The 16,168-nt window shown below is 73.3% G+C and carries 15 protein-coding genes; 6 read left to right on the forward strand and 9 right to left on the reverse strand.

Annotated elements, in window-relative coordinates; genetic code table 11:
* Positions 1 to 18: 18 nt before the first annotated feature.
* Positions 19 to 1,485, reverse strand: coding sequence for a glycoside hydrolase family 5 protein (locus JQN84_RS28855; protein ID WP_204961741.1), 1,467 nt, complete (start codon positions 1,483 to 1,485; stop codon positions 19 to 21).
* A gap of 492 nt (positions 1,486 to 1,977) precedes the next feature.
* Here JQN84_RS28855 and JQN84_RS32450 point away from each other — a divergent pair, with 492 nt between their 5' ends.
* The gene (locus JQN84_RS32450) at positions 1,978 to 2,655 is read left to right on the forward strand and encodes a response regulator (RefSeq protein WP_281896196.1); all 678 of its coding nucleotides are present in this window, start codon (positions 1,978 to 1,980) and stop codon (positions 2,653 to 2,655) included.
* Here the strand turns inward: JQN84_RS32450 and JQN84_RS28865 are convergent.
* Entirely contained in the window at positions 2,634 to 3,527 is an 894-nt protein-coding gene (locus tag JQN84_RS28865; protein WP_204961742.1) for a hypothetical protein, read from the reverse strand. The two genes, JQN84_RS32450 and JQN84_RS28865, sit on opposite strands and share 22 nt — an antisense overlap.
* Before the next feature lie 112 nt (positions 3,528 to 3,639).
* A complete protein-coding gene (locus JQN84_RS28870; protein ID WP_204961743.1) occupies positions 3,640 to 4,662 on the reverse strand; it encodes a helix-turn-helix transcriptional regulator in 1,023 nt (340 codons plus the stop codon).
* Positions 4,663 to 4,714: 52 nt separating this feature from the next.
* Here JQN84_RS28870 and JQN84_RS28875 point away from each other — a divergent pair, with 52 nt between their 5' ends.
* A complete protein-coding gene (locus JQN84_RS28875) occupies positions 4,715 to 5,398 on the forward strand; it encodes an alpha/beta fold hydrolase (protein WP_204961744.1) in 684 nt (227 codons plus the stop codon).
* A 192-nt stretch (positions 5,399 to 5,590) separates the two neighbouring features.
* Entirely contained in the window at positions 5,591 to 5,965 is a 375-nt protein-coding gene (locus JQN84_RS32170) for a UBP-type zinc finger domain-containing protein (RefSeq protein WP_281896204.1), read from the forward strand.
* Between the two features lie 186 nt (positions 5,966 to 6,151).
* On the opposite strand, the gene JQN84_RS28885 is transcribed toward JQN84_RS32170, so the two are convergent.
* The 6 genes from JQN84_RS28885 to JQN84_RS28910 all read right to left on the reverse strand — a co-directional run bounded on the left by JQN84_RS28885 (position 6,152) and on the right by JQN84_RS28910 (position 11,507).
* Positions 6,152 to 7,681 carry an RICIN domain-containing protein gene (locus JQN84_RS28885; protein ID WP_307821470.1) on the reverse strand — a complete coding sequence of 510 codons (1,530 nt, stop codon included), beginning with the start codon at positions 7,679 to 7,681 and terminating at the stop codon, positions 6,152 to 6,154.
* A 218-nt stretch (positions 7,682 to 7,899) separates the two neighbouring features.
* Positions 7,900 to 8,382, reverse strand: coding sequence for a hypothetical protein (locus JQN84_RS28890; RefSeq protein ID WP_204961746.1), 483 nt, complete (start codon positions 8,380 to 8,382; stop codon positions 7,900 to 7,902).
* Positions 8,379 to 9,539 (reverse strand): molybdopterin-dependent oxidoreductase, encoded by a 1,161-nt coding sequence (locus JQN84_RS28895; RefSeq protein ID WP_307821471.1) that lies wholly within the window; start codon positions 9,537 to 9,539, stop codon positions 8,379 to 8,381. The genes JQN84_RS28890 and JQN84_RS28895 overlap by 4 nt, the downstream gene beginning before the upstream one ends.
* Positions 9,536 to 10,177: a methyltransferase domain-containing protein gene (locus tag JQN84_RS28900; protein WP_281896210.1), complete on the reverse strand. Its 642-nt coding sequence runs from the start codon at positions 10,175 to 10,177 to the stop codon at positions 9,536 to 9,538. The genes JQN84_RS28895 and JQN84_RS28900 overlap by 4 nt, the downstream gene beginning before the upstream one ends.
* Positions 10,174 to 10,851, reverse strand: coding sequence for a TIGR04282 family arsenosugar biosynthesis glycosyltransferase (locus JQN84_RS28905; protein ID WP_204961748.1), 678 nt, complete (start codon positions 10,849 to 10,851; stop codon positions 10,174 to 10,176). Before JQN84_RS28905 ends, JQN84_RS28900 begins: the two co-directional genes overlap by 4 nt.
* Positions 10,848 to 11,507: a glycosyltransferase family 2 protein gene (locus JQN84_RS28910; RefSeq protein WP_204961749.1), complete on the reverse strand. Its 660-nt coding sequence runs from the start codon at positions 11,505 to 11,507 to the stop codon at positions 10,848 to 10,850. The genes JQN84_RS28905 and JQN84_RS28910 overlap by 4 nt, the downstream gene beginning before the upstream one ends.
* A gap of 143 nt (positions 11,508 to 11,650) precedes the next feature.
* Between JQN84_RS28910 and JQN84_RS28915 the strand changes: the two genes are divergently transcribed.
* From JQN84_RS28915 to JQN84_RS28925, 3 genes are all read left to right on the forward strand, one after another.
* Positions 11,651 to 12,703 (forward strand): NAD-dependent epimerase/dehydratase family protein, encoded by a 1,053-nt coding sequence (locus tag JQN84_RS28915; protein WP_307821472.1) that lies wholly within the window; start codon positions 11,651 to 11,653, stop codon positions 12,701 to 12,703.
* Positions 12,704 to 12,801: 98 nt separating this feature from the next.
* Positions 12,802 to 14,109: a hypothetical protein gene (locus JQN84_RS28920; protein ID WP_372446024.1), complete on the forward strand. Its 1,308-nt coding sequence runs from the start codon at positions 12,802 to 12,804 to the stop codon at positions 14,107 to 14,109.
* Between the two features lie 209 nt (positions 14,110 to 14,318).
* On the forward strand, positions 14,319 to 16,082 hold the full coding sequence (locus JQN84_RS28925) for a DUF1996 domain-containing protein (protein ID WP_204961752.1): 1,764 nt from the start codon (positions 14,319 to 14,321) through the stop codon (positions 16,080 to 16,082).
* The last annotated feature ends 86 nt before the right edge of the window (positions 16,083 to 16,168 follow it).

Here is a 16,168-nt window from a genome sequence, read left to right on the forward strand (position 1 = left end):
TCGTGTCCCGCGTCCCGGTCAGGCGGTGACGGCGGCGGACTGCGGACTGCGGGTCGCGATGTCACGCCGCAGCAGGTCGACCAGCGGCTGCCAGGGCTGGCAGTTCTCCAGTCGGAAGGACTGCATCATCTGGTCGATGTCGTCCTCGCCCATGCCGCGGAACAGCTCGCCGAACTGCGGAAGCAACGCCTCGGAGAAGAGGATCTGCAGGACCAGACGGCAGACCATGAACTCGCTCCCCCAGGGGTACGGGTTCCAGTCGGGACACTCCTGGGCCAGGGCCTGGTGGATGGGGCCGAGCACGTGGCCCATCTTCCGGCGGTCGCCACCCCAGAGGTCGACTGCCAGGCGTGCCTTCTTGTCCAGGATCGGCCGGATGCGCTCCAGGTACGGACCGTTCGCGGCGAGCCGTAGCGGGGCCGCGAATCCGACGTCCTTGTACGACCAGTACGTCCAGCTCGCGTTGTACTTGCGGAACACGTCGAGCTGGTCGCCGAGCAGCCGCAGGCGTTCCTCCTCCACGTCCGGCCACACCGCGTTGAACTCGCCGACGACGATGGGTGTGCCCGTCTCCCGCATGTAGGTGGTGCGGTGCAGGAAGCTGCGTTCGACCTCCGCCCGGTCCCAGTACGCCTCGTTCTCGGCCGCGGCGGCCAGCCCCCGGCCGGCGTCGAGCACGTGGATGGGTCGGTGCTTGCCCGGGTAGCGGCTGCCCGGGGTGTACCCCGGTGCCGGGTAGTCGTGCGGGCAGTAGACGGTGTTGGGCAACGGCTCGCCGAAGAAGTCGAAGTCGAGGGCGTACCGGTTGCCGTCGAGAAAGAGGATGTGGTCCTGGTCGATCTCCCGGATCGCCGCCACGAGGCGTTCGTAGAACGGGCCCACCTTCTCGGCGCTCGGGTCCGCCGGCTCGTTGATCGGATTGTAACCGGCCACCCACGGATTGTTCCTGTACCGCGCGGCGATCGCCTGCCACAGGTTGACGACCCGATCCTGGAACGTCCGGTGCACCCAGAACTGGGAGGTGTGCGTGGGGTTGTCGCAGTGCCAGTCCTGGTGCTGCCATCCGGGGACGGTGTGCAGGTCGAGCACCGTGCGGATGCCCTGGGCGCCGCAGAGGTCGATCACCCGGTCGAGGTAGCGGAAGCCGTTCTCGTTGATCTCGAAAGGTGCGTCGTCGCTTTCCAGGTACTTGTAGCTGAACGGCAGGCGCACCATGTTGATGCCGAGGGAGGCGAGATAGGCCGCGTCGTCGGCGGTGAAGAAGTGTTCGAGGAAACGGTCGAAGAAGAAGTCCCGCAGCCCTGGCCCGAGTACCTGCCCGACCGCCGCCCGCTGTCCCTCCTCGTACGCCGGAAAGCCGGTAATCCAGTTCTCCATGTTGAGCCAGCCGGCGACGCCGATGCCGAATAGTGTTACGGGCGTGCCGCTGGAATCGACGATATTGGAACCGCTCACCTGCAGGAAGGACGCATTGCTGATGGACACCCGAACACCTCCGCCATTCGTGCCCGTGCTGCGCGACTGGCAGAACAGTAGCGAACTGACGTAGACCGACGCCAATATACGAAAGTAGTAGCCGACCCTACGACCAAAGCTGTAGCCGGTGGATCTGATGATCGTCGGGCGTGGTTCGTCGGCACTGTCCCGCTGCGCCGACGCTCGACCCGAATATTGCCTAATGTCCGTCCTCGTGCATCGGCGATTCAGCCGTCGACGCCGATGACCGTTGGGTGTTTTTTGGGTACTTTGGCTGGGAGCGCTTCCAGCGCATCCGATAAGTCGTGCTCAGGGTCCCTCCAGGAGGCTACGGGTGCCGAAAACTGTCGATAAAGCTCTGGATGTCCCGAGAAGTCAACTGACCCGGGAGAGCGACGCTCCTCTGTGGAGCGCACAGGCCGGAGGAAATGGTGGACGCCGGGGGGCCGACGTACCCGGGATCACGTCCGGGCCCGCCCTGGCGTCGGCCGGCGGACGGCGGTGAGCCGCCCCGCCAGCGAGCAGGTCACGGTCGCCCTCGCCGACGACCAGACCCTGTTCCGCGACGGGGTCCGCGAGATGCTCGCCAACAACCCGGGTCTGCGGGTCGTCGGTGAGGCGGCGCACGGCGACGCGGCCATCGCGCTCTGCGTCGAGCGGCAGCCGGACGTGCTCCTGCTCGACGTGGAGATCCCCGGCCCCGGCATCGTCGCGGTGCTGCGGCAGCTCCGCCGGTTGTGCCCGCGCACCCGGGCCGTCGTGCTCGCCATGCACGACGACGCCGACGTGGTGTACGAGGCGCTCGAATGCGGGGCGGTCGCCTACCTGGTCAAGACCATCCACCGGGCCGAACTGATCGCGGTGGTGGTCGCCGCTGCCGACGAGCCGGCAACCATCAGGTTGTCGGTGTCCCGGCGGACCGTCGAACGCCTGGTCAAGCAGCGGCGCATCCCCTACGAGGGCGAGCTGACCGAGCGGGAGCTGGAGGTCCTGCGGCTGACCGCCCAGGCCCTGAGCAACGCCCAGATCGCCACCCGGCTACGGATCACCGAGGCGACGGTCAAACGTCACCTGACCAACATCTACGGCAAGCTGGACGCCGTCTCCCGGGTCGACGCGGTACGCAAGGCCGCAGCCGCCTACCTGATCGAAGGAAATCAGGGCAGGTCCGCCAAGTGACCCCCGGCGTCGCCCAGCCACCGGTAGTAGCTCCACAGGTCGCCGTGCGGCAGCTCGACGCGGTCGCCCCGTTCGAGTTCCCACCACATGCCCGCCCAGTGCACCAGGAAGACCGGCGGCGATCCGGGCGTCACCAGCCGGCCGTCGCGTACGGGGCCGATCGGGTCGCCGGCCCACCGTTCCTGCGGGATGTCGCCAGGTGGGGGTTCGCCCCCACCTTCCGCGCCGGCCAGCACCCGAAGGCTGGTGTACGGCCGACCCGACGTCACCATCAGATAGTTCAGCAGCGGCATCTCCAGCGTCACCAGCGCCATGTGCCCCGAAAGAGCCAGTGCGGCATCCATTCGGGGAAGCACCTCGGCGAACCGCAGGCACTCCTTGCGGGAGGCGATGAACTGGGTTCCGGCTGCATATTCTATCTGCTCGGCCGTCAGCACCCCGGTCCCGCGGACGGATTGCTGCCACACCCATTTCGTGTTGGCCGGGACGTTCGAGGTGGTCGTCACGAAACCGTACGTGTCGAGAAGGTCGTAGGCGAAGCTCAGGTCGCGTAGCAGGATCGTGTCCGTGTCCACGTAGACGAACTCGTCGTACCCGCCCTCCCAGGCGGCCAGCTTTCGATAGTGCCCCTTGACCTCACCGTGGAACGCCCGGCTGATGTCGTCGCAGGCGGCCAGGACGGCCGGGTCACCCGACCAGACCGAGAAGTCGAAGCGGGACTGCAGCTTCAGCACGTCGTCGATATCGTCCGCAAACGGGATCAGGCACAACGGCAACGACTCGTGGTGGGCGCGAAAGCTGTTCAGGAAGGCGATTGCCCGATCCAGTACGTAGTCATTGGCCAGGAAGTAAACGCCGCGCCGGACGGTCATTTCGGAAACACCCGCCTCTCCCTACTACGGCATCAAACTAGCAGAGCGGGCAGGGGCGTTTCAGGTAGCGGATCGGCGTAGCCCGAATACCCAGTAGGTCGTACGCCACGTACTACCGCGGCGACCGGCGGGACCGGGGCCCGTCCGAACGGGTGGCGCGGTCGGTGACCACCGGTCGGGGGGTGTCCGCCACGGCGGCGGTGAGGCGGGCGGCGAGCGCGGCCACCGCGGCCCGCAGTTCGGGCCCCTCCTCCACGGTGAACCCGAACGGGACGGCGGCCAGCCACTCCCCGGCGTACATCCGGGCGTTGGTGGTGCTGCCGGTGAGCACGCAGCGCTCGCCGGCCGGCTCCAGCCGGCCCATCGTCGGTCCGACCCAGGGGGCCACCCGTTCGTAGGGTTCGTGGAAGACCACCCGGGTCGGGTACTTCCACCCGGAACCCAGGTGCGCCTCCAGGGTGGCGACGGGGTCGAGGTCGGCGGGCGGGGTGAACGGCCGGGCCAGGTGCCGCACCGCCCCGATCCGGTCGATGCGGAACGTACGGACCGCGTCCGCCCGGTGCGAGTGGCACAGCAGGTACCAGCGGCCGTGACGCACCACCACCGCCCACGGGTCGACCTCGGCCTCCCACGACGTGCCCCGCTCGGTGGTGTAGCTGATGGCCACCCGGCGACGGTCGGCCACGGCGGTGACCAGCGCGCTGGTCGTGATCGGGTCGGCCTGCACCGCCCGCCGGTCGGCGGCGGCCGCCGCGTACGCGCGCAGCGCCGCCGCCTGCCGTCCGACGCTGTCGGGCAGCGCCCGGATGAGTTTGCTCAACGCGACGCCGACCAGCCCGTCGGCGTCGACCGCGGCCGGCTGCCCGTCGAGCACGGCCATCACCAGGCCGAGGACCTGCTCCTGGGTGAACACGACGGCCGGCAACCGCGCCGCCCGGCCGAGCCGGTAGCCCCCGTACGGCCCCCGGACGGACTCGACCGGGATGCCGGCCTCCCGCAGGACCTCGACGTAGCGGCGCGCGGCCCGCTCGGTCACGCCGAGGCCCGCGGCGAGCTGGGCGGCCGTCGTGCCGGGCCGGTCGCGCAGGATGTCGAGCGTCCGCAGGGCACGTGCGGTGGGGCTGACGTTCTCCACGCCCGGACGGTACCGGAAGGAAAACGTCCGGAACCCGTTCTAGGTTGACCGTATGACGGATGAACAGATCGTCCTCGTCGGTGGGCTCTGGCTCGACGCCCCGGTGTGGGACGGGGTGCTGGCCGAACTGGCCCGGCGTGGCCGGCACGCGGTGGCGGTACGCCTGCCCGGCCAGGGTGACGGGAAGACCACGGCGACGCTCGACGACCAGGTCGACGCGGTGCTGGCCGCCGTCGACGCGGCACCTGGCGGATCGCTGGTGGTGGGGCACTCGGCCGCCTGCTCCCTGGCCTGGCTGGCCGCCGACGCCCGTCCCTCGACGGTGCGCAGGGTGGTGCTGATCGGCGGGTTCCCCCCTGCCGACGGGGACTCCTACGCCGACTTCTTCCCGATCGAGGACGGCGTGATGCCCTTCCCCGGCTGGGCGCCCTTCGAGGGCCCGGACGCGGCCGACCTCGACGACCGGGCCCGGCGGGAGTTCGCCGACGCCGCCGTCCCGGTGCCCGAGGCCGTCGCCCGGGGGACCGTCCGGCTGACCGACACCCGGCGGTACGAGGTGCCGGTCGTGCTGGTCTGCCCCGAGTACTCCCCGGCCGATGCGCAGGCCCTGATCGACGCGGGTGACCTGCCCGAACTCGCCAAGGCCCGGCACGTCGACCTGGTCGACATCGACTCCGGGCACTGGCCGATGCTCAGCCGCCCGGTCGAACTGGCCGGCATCCTGGCCGACCTCTGACGGGTCCGACGCGCACCCGACGGACCCTGCCGGGCGCGACGGGTGACCCCGGCGGTACCGGGCGACGGTGAACGGGGGCGCACCGGTGCGGTCGGGTGACCCGGCCCGGGCGGGGTACGCGTGGGCGGCATCGGGACGGGACGCCGGCCCGGCGGTCCGGGTACCGTAGCCGGCGAGTCGAGAGGACACCGCGTGCAGGATCAACCCGAGCCGCTCACCGCGACCACGGTGGGGATCAGTCCGGCCACCCCGCCCAGCGGCCCCGGCTGCGTCGAGTGCGAGTCGTCCGGCGGGTGGTGGTTCCACCTGCGCCGCTGCGCGGCCTGCGGCCACGTCGGCTGCTGCGACTCGTCGCCGGGCCAGCACGCCACGGCGCACGCCACCAGCGAGGGGCATCCGGTGGTGCAGAGTTTCGAACCGGGCGAGGACTGGTTCTGGGACTACCCGGCCGACCAGTTCCACCCGCACGGCCCACAGCTGGCCCCGCCGCAGTCGCGTCCGTCCGACCAGCCCGCCCCCGGCCCCGAGGGTCGGGTGCCGCCGGACTGGAAGCGTCGACTGCACTGACGGGCACGCCTGGCGGGACGGCCCGTTTGACTCGGTGCCCTGCTGCGCCGGGGGTTGGCCCGCCGCCTGCCCGGCCCGGCCGCCGACGGCCGGTAGAGCCGGGTGCCCCGGTCGCGGGTCACCGGCCCACGGCAGGCCCGACGCCCGGCCGCCGCACCGGGGTCGGTGCGGCGACCGGACCGGTCGTCAGACGGCCGTACGGGACCACTGCTGGTTGGCGCCGCTGTTGCAGGTGTACTGCTTGAGCACCTGGCCGTCGGCGGTCGACGAGGCCGGCACGTCCACGCACTTGTTGCTGTGCCGGGCCCGGAGCTGGAAGTAGCTGCCGTTGGTGACCATCTGGAACTGCTGGTTGGTGCCGCTGCCGCAGGTGTACTGGATGAGTTCGGCACCGTCGGCGGTGGAGGCGCTGGTCACGTCGAGGCACTTCCCGCTGTGCCGGCTCACGACGCGCCAGTAGCCGCTGCCCGCGTCGACGAACTGCCACTGCTGCCAGGCGTTGCCGGCGTAGGTGTACTGGCCGACCCGCGCCCCGTTGTCGGTGTTCGGCTGCTGGACGTCCATCGTCTTGCCGCTGTGCCGCACGGTGACCCGGTAGTACGTTCCGCTGCTCGGGGGCGGCGTGGTGGGGCCGTCGCCGACGGTGTCGCCCCACCCGTAGCGGACCCGGTCGGCCCCGGAGGGGTTACGGATGCTCAGGTTGAGGTCGGTGCCGCTGCCGCTGAGCGCGTACATCGAGTACCAGTCGTAGCCGATGGTGCCGGGCTTGCCGCCGAGAGCGGGCCAGTAGGTGCCGCCCATCTGGTTGTCCCGCATCACCTGGGCCATCGCCCGGATGTGCCGGACGAAGTTGTCGGTGCTGTTCGGGTCGGCGTAGTTGCGGCCGTCGTTCATCGGCGCGCCCCACTCGGTGGCGACGGCGCGGGAGGCGCAGTTGCCCAGCCGGGTCTGGATGTGGCTGCGGAAGGCGTCGTAGCTCATCTCGCTGTAGAAGAACGCGTAGTGGTGGAAGGAGAGCAGCGTCGCGTTGAACCGGCTGTCGTTGCAGATGTCCCGCAGGTCCTGGCTGAAGCCGGTGCCGCCGATGAGGACCCGACCGGGCACCGCCGAGTAGTGGTAGCTGAGCCAGTTGGCGGCCACCGTGCGCCACTCCGCCGAGCTGTAGCCGTGCGGCTCGTTCATCGGTTCGAAGTAGACGTTGGGGTTGCTGCCGTACGTGTTGGTCACCGTGGACCACATCGCGTTCCAGGCGGCGAGGTTGGTGATCCGGCCACCGGAGGCGGCGCCGTCCTCCCAGTACGCCAGGATGACCTTGAACCCGCGTGCGGTGGCGGCGTCGATGGCCCCCCGGTACGCCTCCCACCACGCCGTACCGACCGTGTGCGTGTTGATCGGCAGCCGGACGGTGTTCACCCCCATGGTGGCGGCCATGTCGTCGTAGAGGGCGTTGGCCTTGGCCCGTACCGTCGCGTTGCTGTCGGAGGAGCTGAGGCCCTGCACGACGAGCGGACCGGTGCTGAAGTTGTCGCCCAGCACGGCCCAGTTCATGCCACGGAACCCACTGGTGGCGGCGGCGGCCGGGGACGACACGACGACCGCGCCGCCGACCATCGCGGTCGCCACGGCGGTCAGCGTGACCAGCAGCCGGCGGAGCGGACGGTGTCGCCGCGACGCCGCCGAGGGTGACGTGGTCCGGGGCGGGGAGTGGTCGGTCACGTGATCGGGCCTCTCTGGTCGGGACATCGCGCCGATGTCGTCCGAGCATGCCCACCGGGTGTGCCGGCGGCGGGCGACCACCGCTGTTAGCGTTAACATGAGCGGGTCGCGAAGGGTGTCCTGAATGTTGCCTGCGTGTTGCTGGCAAGTCTCACCGAACGCCCCCGGGGTGTCAAGCATCGACAAGTGTCGTTCGCGCTGCCGGGCGTGTGGTGCGATCAGGGTGGACCGACGCGCCCCGGCGGCCCCTCGTCGGCGGCCCGTGGCCGCGCCCCCGCTCCGCCCCGACCGGCCGTGCGGCGGCGGTGCCGCAACTCCACCGCCAGGCAGCCCACCGCCGTCGCGGCGGCGACGAGCAGCAGCACCACGACCAGGTTGCGGCCGTACGGCAGCGGCAGCACCGAAGGATCGTCAGACGGCCGGCCGAAGCCCAGCACCAGCGGCAGTGCCACGACGGTCAGCGCGGCGGCACCGACCGCCCCGGCCCGCACCACCGGCCGGTGCCGGCGCGGCACGAACCGGGCGAGCAGCGCCCCGACGGCCAGCAGCCCGGCCATCCAGACCACGTCGTGCCCGACCAGCACCCCGGCCAGGAACACCAGCACCCCCGCCGGGGCCAGCCCCGGGTCGGTCGACGCGCCCACCACGGCGTACCCGATGAGCAGGACGCCGGCCGCGACCAGCGCCACCCGGGTCCTCACTCCGCCTCCCGTACGACGAGCCGGCCGACCCACTTGGTCTGGAGCACACCCGGCCGGTTCGGGGCGATCAAGCGGGCCGGGTAGCCGTGGTCGGGATGCAGGGGCTCCCTGCCCAGCCGCAACGCGATCAGCGTCAACGGGTCACGTACGTGCGCCGGCCCGACCGTCGACGCCCGGTAACGGCCGGCCGCCTCCAACGACTCGACGCGGACGCTCGCCCGGTCCGGGTCCGCCCCGACCAGCGCGACCAGGTCCCGCAGCCGCACCCCGGTCCACCGCCCGGTCGCGCTCCACCCCTCCACACAGGCGACCGGCAGGTCGGCGGTGTGCTGCGGCAGGGCACGCAGCGCGGCGAGATCCAACCCGACCCGTCCACCCGGGCCCTCGACCACCAGCCGGTACGCCGGCTCCGCGACGTCCACCCCGGCCCGGCGGGCGGTCCGGTTCACCGGCAGCCCCTGCGGGCCCACGTCGGGCCGGCGCGGGGCGAGCACCGCCAGGCCGGACAGCGGCCGGACGGTCTGCCCGACCGTGGTCAGGGTGATCAGCCCGGCCGCGGCGGCCACCCCGGCGAGCAGCCCGCGCCGGCTGAGCCGCTCCTGCGGCGACCCACCGCCCGGGCGGGCCAGCGCGGCCCGGACCGCCGGCAACTGCACGCCGACGTGCACCAGCAGCGCACCCACCGCCAGCCAGGCCACCCGGTAGTGCCCGGCGGTGAAGAAGAACGGCATCGGCGCGTACCAGCGGGCGACGTTCAACACCCCGCCGACCACCTCGAACAGGGCTGCGGCGACCAGCACGCCGACGCTCACCCGTTCCAGCGCGTGGACGACCGAGCGCACCGGCGGCCAGCGGAACAGGTGGTGGTAGACCGACCACAGCTTGGCCCCGAGCAGCGGCACCGTGGCCAGCCCGGTCGCCACGTGCAGCCCCTGGGTGAACCGGTAGAGCCCCACCGGCCGTGCCGGCCACCGGAACCAGCCAGGCGGGTGCTGGATCAGGTGACTGAGCAGCCCGGTGAGGAAACAGACGGCGAACGCCACCCCGAGCGCGACACCGAGCTGGCTGGTCAGCCGGGTCGACCGCAGCGGGGACGGGAACCGGTCGGGGGTCACCGGCGGGGCGGGCCGCCGTGGCACCATCGGCCGGCCGCTCACCCGGGGCCGAGGGTGGCGAACCACCGGCCCCCCTCGGTCCAGGTGTCGCGCACCCGCAGCGCCGTCGCCCCGGCCAGCGCCGCAAGACCGTCCAGGGGTACGCAGGCCCAGGGCAACGGACCGTCCGCACCGTCAGGCGTCCGCACCGTGGCCGTACCGGACCAGGCCGGGGTGCCCGGCGGCGCGAACTCGACGTGCAACCGGCCGTCGGGGGCCACCAGCCGCCGGCACCGGCGCAGCAGCCGGTACGGGTCACCGCCGATGCCCACGTTGCCGTCGGCCAGCAGCAGGTGCCGCCACCGCCCGGCACCCGGCACCGGCCCGAACACGTCCCGGCGCAGGGCCACCGCGCCGCGCCCCCGGGCCAACCGGACGGCGGTGGCGCTGACGTCGATGCCGAGCGCGGGCTGCCCGGCGTCGATCAGCGCACCGGTGAGCCGGCCCGGTCCACACCCGACGTCGAGGGTCGGGCCGGTGCACCGGGCCAGCAGCGACGCGTCCCCGGCGACGGCGTCCCGACACCACACCGCCGGATCGAACCGCAGCACCCCACCACCGGGATACCGGGCGGTGAACGCGGCGGGCACACCCGCCGCGGCCCTGTCGAACACGGCGTCGAACAGCGCCACCGCGTTCACCAGGCCACCGCCGTGGGCGACGGGACGTCGACGGCGACCGCGCGGGCGAACCGGCTGTCCGGTGGGCACAGCGCCGCCACCGCGTGCGCGTCGACGGCGGTGTCCACGTCCCGCAGCCGGGGCAGCAGGTGCACCCGCAGACCCCGGTGGCGCAACGCCGCCAGGGTGCGCGCGCCGGTGCTCGCCACCGAGGTGGGCACCGTCCGCAGCGCCGTGGCGTGGCCGGGATCGCGCAGCCCCAGCGTCCACCAGCCGCCGTCGTCGGCCGGTCCGAGCACCGCGTCCGGCCCGTCCGCCCGGCCGAGCAGGTGCCGCGCGGTGTCCAGGTGCACGGCGGTGAGCTGCGGGGTGTCCATGCCGACCAGCAGGGTCGCCGCGCCCGCCACCCGGGTGTCGGCGAACGCGTGGGCGAGGCGGTCGGCGAGCGGGCCACCCCGCTGGGCGAGCCGCTCCCAGCCGGGCGGGGCCGGCAGGTCACCGTCGACGACCAGCACCCGGGCGTCGGCGGTGGCGGTGGCGACGGTGTCGAGGGTGTCGGCCAGGGCCGCCGCGGCGACCCGGGCGGCCTGCTCCGGGGTGCAGGGCGGGCAGAGCCGCGTCTTGACCCGGCCGGGCACCGGCGTCTTGGCCAGCACCAGCACCTGGAGGGCGGGCGGCCGGCGGTGGACGTTCACCGGGCCAGCACCGTGCCCATGTCCCGCACGGCGCGGGCGGTGCCGAGCACGGTGCCGGTCACCTTCGACCGGGTGCCGGCCGCCCGGGGGTGGTAGTCGACGTCGACCTCCAGCACCCGCCAGCCCGCCCGACCGGCCGCGATCAGCAACTCCAGCGGGTAACCGAAGCGGCGGTCCCGCAACCCCAGCGCCAGCAGGTCGTCGCGGCGCACGGCCCGGATCGGCCCGATGTCGTGCACGTCGAGGCCGGTGGTGCGGCGCAGCCGGTGGGCCAGCACGGCGTTGCCGACCCGGGCGTGCCACGGCCACACCCCGCGTCCCGTCGGCCGCCGCCGGCCGGTGCCCAGGTGCGCCGCGCCGGACCGGACCGGATCGGCCAGCCGGGGCAGCTGAGCCGGATCGAACGAGCCGTCGGCGTCCAGCACGCACACCACCCCGTCGACCGGGTCGGCGGCCAGCACCCCGGCGTGCACGGCCGCGCCGTACCCGGGCTCGGCCACGCTGATCACCTCGGCCCCGCAGGCCCGGGCCACCGCAGCCGACCCGTCGGTCGAGCCGTTGTCCACCACGATCGGCCGGTAGCCGGCCGGCATCCGGGCCAGCAGGTCGGGCAGGGCCGGGGCCTCGTCGCGGCAGGGAAGAACCACATCGGTCATGCAGCGGGACGCTAGGGCACCACCGGCCCGGAAATTCTTACCTGACGATGACGGATCCCCGCCCGCCGCCGCAGTTCTTACGAACCACTGACGGCTGGTCGCCGTCGCGGCGCGACGCCGGTCGCCGGCCCTACCGTCGGCGGGTGACCCACGTACTCGTCACCGGCGGCGCCGGTTTCATCGGCACCCATGTGGTGACCGCCCTGCACGCTGCCGGCCACCGGGTGACCGTGGTGGACTCCGGCCACCCCGGCGCGCACCGCCGGCCGCTGCCGGACACCGTGGCGGGCGCACCGCTCGTCCGGCTCGACGTCCGCGACCGGCCCGCCCTCGCCGCCGTCCTGGCCGACGGGGTCGACGCGGTGGTGCACCAGGCCGCCATGGTGGGCCTCGGCGTCGACCTGGACGACCTGCCCGAGTACGTCGGCTGCAACGACCTCGGCACCGCCGTGCTGCTCGCCGCGATGGCCCGGGCGGGCGTGCACCGGCTGGTGCTGGCCAGCTCGATGGTGGTCTACGGCGAGGGCGCGTACACCTGCGCCGGGCACGGTCCGGTGCGCCCCGCGCCGCGTACCGTCGCCGACCTGGCCGCCGGCCGGTACGACCCGACCTGCCCGCGCTGCGCCGCCACGCTCACCCCGGGGCTGGTCGACGAGGACGATCCGCTCGACCCGCGCAGCGGGTACGCCGCCAGCAAGGCCGCCCAGGAGCACCTGACCGCCGCGTGGGCCCGGCAGACCGGTGGCGCGGTGGTGGCGCTGCGGTACCACAACGTCTACGGGCCGGGGATGCCCCGCGACACCCCGTACAGCGGGGTCGCGGCGATCTTCCGGTCCGCGCTGGAGGCCGGCCGGGCACCCCGGGTCTTCGAGGACGGCGGCCAGCGGCGCGACTTCGTGCACGTCCGGGACGTGGCGGCGGCCAACCTCGCCGGGCTGGACGCGACCGGCACCGGCACCGGCTGGCGGGCGTACAACGTGGCCTCCGGCCGGCCGGTCACCATCGCCGACGTCGCCACGGAGCTGGCCCGCGCCGCCGACGGACCGCCGCCCGTGGTCACCGGCGAGTTCCGGCTCGGCGACGTGCGGCACGTGGTCGCCTCGCCCACCCGGGCGGAGACCGAACTCGGGTTCCGGGCCGCCGTGGGACTCGCCGAGGGGATCGCCGAGTTCGCCCACGCCCCGCTGCGCGGGTGAGCGCCACCCCCGGCAACCGTCCGGCTCCGCCCGAGGGCGCAGGAGGACTCCGAACGGAGCCGGACGGTGGTCCGCGCCGTCGCCCGCCGCGCGCCGACGTGATCGCCGCCGCTGCCGCCGTCGGCCTGTTCGCGGTGGCCGCCGTCACCGGCGGGGTGCTCTACCTGCTGGGCCGCCCGGTGCACGCCAGCGCGGCGCCGCTGTTCGCGCAGTGGCTGCCGCACGTCGGCCTCGGCACCCCGGCGGCCCTGCTGCTGGCCGCGCTGGTCTGCTGGCACGGGCCGGCGGTGGCCGCCCGGCTGCCCTGGCGACCGCTGCTCGCGCTCGGCTACGCCACCGCCGTGGCCTGGACGCTGTCGCTGGCCCTGGTCGACGGCTGGCAGCGCGGCGTCGCCGGCCGGCTGGCCACCCGCTACGAATACCTGCACGAGGTCCCCGGCGTCACCGACGTCCCCGCCATGCTCGCCGGTTTCGCCGGCCGCATCCTCGACGGGCAACCGGACTCGTGGACCACCCACGTCTCCGGCCACCCGCCGGGTGCGCTGCTCGTCTTCGTCGGGCTCGACCGGGTCGGGCTGCGCGGCGGCGGCTGGGCGGGAATGCTGTGCATCCTGGTGGCGGGGCTGGTCGCCGTCGCCGTGCCGCACACCGTCCGGCTGCTCGGCAGCGATCCGGCGGCCCGTGCGGTGCTGCCGTTCGTGGTGCTGTTCCCCGGGGCGGTGTGGGCCGGGGTGTCGGCCGACGGGCTGTTCGCCGGGGTGACCGCCACCGGTGTCGCCCTGCTGGCCCACGGCGTCACCCGGGGCCGCGCGGTGGCGGCCCTCGCCGGTGGGGCCCTGTTGGCGTCCGGTTGTTACCTGTCGTACGGGCTGGTGCTGATGGGCCCGCTCGCGCTGGCGGTCGTCGTGCTGGCCGACCGGCACCGCCGCACCGTGGGGTGGGCGTTCGTCGGGGCGCTGCCGGTCGTCGCCGGGTTCACCGCCGCCGGATTCTGGTGGCCGACCGGCTACCACCTGGTCGTCGAACGCTACTACCAGGGGGTCGCCGCCGACCGGGCGTACGGCTACTGGGTCTGGGCCGACCTGGCACTGGTCGTGGTGGCCGCCGGCCCGGTGGCGGCGGTGATCCTGCGGCGGACGGTGCGGGCCGGGTGGCGGGCCGTCGTGCTGCGGCTGCCGGACCCCGAACGCGCCGCCTGGCTGCTGCCGATGGCCGCCACGGCGGTGATCGTCGCGGCGGACCTGTCCGGTTACAGCAAGGCCGAGGTGGAACGCATCTGGCTGCCGTTCACCGTCTGGCTGACGGCAGGTGCTTCCCTGATCCCCGCGGCCGACCGGCGCGGGTGGCTCCTGGTGCAGGCGGCGGTGGCGCTCACGGTCAACCACCTGCTGCTGACCGGCTGGTAGTCCACCGCCTGCTCTCGACGGTGCCGGGCACGCGCGGCGGCCGGTGACCCCGTCACCCGGCCGCCGCGTCCGGTTGTGCCCGGTCGGGTCGGGACTTCTTACCGAACCATGACGCACCCGGCCGACGGTGACCGTTGCCCACCGCCGGGCCGTATCCCCGCACGACAGCACATCACCGCAGCCGGTTTCCGGCTTGGAGGAGATTTCCGATGAACCGCAGACCCGACGGGACCCCGCTGATCCACACCCGGCCGGCCCGGATCGCCCTGGCCGCACTGGTTCTGGCGGCCACCGGTGCGCTCACCGTCACCTTCGTCTCCGGCGGTGGCAGGGGCACCGCGGACGCCGCCACCAGCCTGGACCAGTTCGTGCCGATCGAGAAGGTGCCGCCGAACGTGCGCAACCCGCAACCGGCCCCCGGCGGGTCGACCGGCCGGTTCACCGTGGACTGCGGCACGAACGGCAACGGCAAGTTCAGCCCGGACAACCCGGTGGCCCAGCCCGGCATCCGCAACGGCGCCGAACACGTCCACGACTTCGTCGGCAACCTGGCGATCACCGCCAACTCCTCCAACGCCGACCTGGACGCCTCCGGCACCACCTGCCGCAACGGCGACAAGTCGTCCTACTTCTGGCCGGTGGTACGCATCGACAAGAGCGTCCGCAACGACGACCAGGTGCGGCAGGCCCTCGCCCAGACCCAGCCGATGGTCGTCTGCCCCCCGGTCGGCAAGCGGCTGCGCGCCGTCCCCACCGGGGCCCGGGGCACCGTCGACCGGTTGCTGGCCGACCTGGACCGCCAGCAGGCCGCCGCGAACCAGCGGATGAGCGCCAGCCGGGGCCGCATCGACGCCGCGTTCAACCGGGAGGTCACCGACGCGTTGCGGGCCCGCCGCGCCACGACGATCAGGCAGATCAGCAGCACGGTCACCGCCGCCGGCGGCAACCAGCCCGGCCTGGTCTCGCTGGTCGAGTGCGACGTCAGCTACGACGACATGCACGCCCGGATGCCCGCCGGTGCCCACCGCGCCAGCGTCACGGCGGCCCAGGCGGCCAACCCACGCATCCAGTGCCCCACGGTGCGGGACAAGCTGCCCGGTGTCCCGGCCGGGGCGCTCGCCGAGGTGAACCGCAACCTCGACGAACTCGACAGGCAGCTCTCCGAGGCCAACGAACGCCTCGTCACCAGCCGGGGTCAGGGCGGCCCGGCCTTCGTCGACAACGCCATCCTCGGCCCGCTACGCGCCAAGCGGATCGCCGTGCTCGACCGGATCGCCATCGCGATCAGCCGGCAGGCCACCCGCCCGCAGGGCCTCGACGCGTTCGCCACCTGCACCCTGGACCAGGCCCCCGCCCCGGCCGGCACGCCCACCACCGCAGCGCCCACCACCGCAGCCGCACTGCCCGACCCGCAGGGGCCCGACCTGGAACTGCCCGGCAACACCGGCGGCATCGTCCGCCCGGCGCAGGTGCTGATCGAATACCGCGGCAACCCGGTCAGCCGGGTGGTGCCGATGCCGAAGTTCCTCCGGGCGCTCACCGGTGACGCCAAACCCACCAGCCGTGGCCCGGCCAACGCCCGCGCCACCTGGACCTGCTCGGGCTTCGCCGACCGGCTCTCCGACAGGTACCCGATCTGCCCCGCCGGCAGCCAGGTGCAGCGGGTGCACGACTTCCCCGGCTGCTGGGACGGCAGGAACATCGACAGCGACAACCACCGCAACCACGTCGCGTTCGCCGACCGGGCCACCGGCGCCTGCCCGCAGGGCTTCCGGGCGATCCCGCAGTTGCGGATCACCGTCGGCTACGACATCCCCCGGGACGTGCAGCTCAAGGGCCAGTACGCACTCGACTCGTTCCCGGAGGAGAACCACAACCCGTTCTCCGACCACAACGACTTCGTCAACGTCAACTCCGCCCAGACCATGCAACGCATCGCGACCTGCATCAACAAGGGCAAGAACTGCTCCTGACCCCTGGGCGCCCGGCGCGGGAGGGCGCGACACCACCGCCACGCCGAGGGCGGTGGTGTCGCGCCGACCCGTGGCCGGCCCGGCCG

This window comes from Micromonospora humidisoli, from assembly GCF_016900955.1.
In the GTDB taxonomy this organism is placed as follows: Bacteria; Actinomycetota; Actinomycetes; order Mycobacteriales; family Micromonosporaceae; genus Micromonospora; species Micromonospora wenchangensis.

What these genes read in the sequence shown, in the direction of transcription:
- JQN84_RS28865 (WP_204961742.1), bottom strand. Translation starts at nt 3,527, where the DNA reads ATGACCGTCCGGCGCGGCGTTTACTTCCTGGCCAATGACTACGTACTG.
- JQN84_RS28875 (WP_204961744.1), top strand. Translation starts at nt 4,715, where the DNA reads ATGACGGATGAACAGATCGTCCTCGTCGGTGGGCTCTGGCTCGACGCC.
- JQN84_RS28910 (WP_204961749.1), bottom strand. Translation starts at nt 11,507, where the DNA reads ATGACCGATGTGGTTCTTCCCTGCCGCGACGAGGCCCCGGCCCTGCCC.
- JQN84_RS28925 (WP_204961752.1), top strand. Translation starts at nt 14,319, where the DNA reads ATGAACCGCAGACCCGACGGGACCCCGCTGATCCACACCCGGCCGGCC.